Here is a 1,089-nt window from a genome sequence, read left to right on the forward strand (position 1 = left end):
GTGATGCTATATCTGCCCATTCTTGTAACTTTTTCATGCCTTCTCTTATTCCCCAATCAAAGACCTGAATCCTTACCGGGCAGATTTAGCAATTGATGAAGTCTATGTTTATACTAACGAAGCGCCATTAGAATGTCCGATTACTGTAATTGGTGGTTTGCAATACCCCGAAACGAGTCCCGATATTATTGAAGGTTGGAACAAACATACAATCGCTTTTTGTTCGCTGCAAATGTTTCCATACCATCACTTTTTTTTAAAGAGATATCAGTTGCTTTTGCTTCAAGCTACTTGTCAAAAATTGCAGCAAAATCAATAATTTTTCACGGCTTACGACTAATGATGAATACTAATATAATTTAGTGGAAAATACCCCCAAAAGACCTAATACTTAATAGCGATGAGGTTCATGTTTGGCGCGTTGATCTGGAGATGAGAGCATCTTGCCTACAAAGCTTGCAGGAGAGTCTCTCTACTGACGAACTTAAAAGAGCAGAGCGTTTTTACTTTCAGAAAGACAGAGCGCATTTTATCGCAGCTCGCGGTATTCTCAGAAAAATTTTGGGCTGCTATCTAAATAAAAATCCTAACGAACTGCGCTTTAGCTATAACCCCTACGGAAAACCATCTTTAGTTACCGCAGTATCCGAATATAAACTTTGCTTCAATTTGTCTCACTCTCACGGAATTGCTCTCATTGCTGTGGAGCAAAATCGAGAAGTTGGCATTGATATTGAACGCATTCGTAAAGATTTTCCCTACCAGCAGATAGCCGAAAGTTTTTTTTCGCCTTTTGAAAACGCCGTATTGCGCTCGCACCCCGAACATCAACAACTGAGAGCTTTTTTTACCTGCTGGACTCGCAAAGAAGCCTACATCAAAGCGGTAGGTAAAGGTCTTTCAATTCCTTTGGATGGATTTGATGTTGCGATTGCGCCGGGAGAACCAGCAGCACTGTTAAACTTTCTGGAAAATCCAAAAGAAGTTTCCCGATGGTCTTTGATTGAGTTAGTCCCCATTTGTGACAAGTTAAGAAAAAGTGCAAATTGTCAAGGGGGTAGACAAAAAAAGGTAAAATAGGATGAAACC

At 40.0% G+C, this 1,089-nt stretch carries 1 protein-coding gene; it reads left to right on the forward strand.

The window, feature by feature from the left end; all coding sequences use genetic code 11:
* Positions 1 to 432 precede the first annotated feature (432 nt).
* A complete protein-coding gene (locus QUB61_RS39670) occupies positions 433 to 1,080 on the forward strand; it encodes a 4'-phosphopantetheinyl transferase superfamily protein (protein ID WP_333136976.1) in 648 nt (215 codons plus the stop codon).
* Positions 1,081 to 1,089: the final 9 nt, after the last annotated feature.

The sequence above is a fragment of the Microcoleus sp. C2D2 genome (assembly GCF_036702495.1).
Classification (GTDB): Bacteria; Cyanobacteriota; Cyanobacteriia; order Cyanobacteriales; family Microcoleaceae; genus Microcoleus.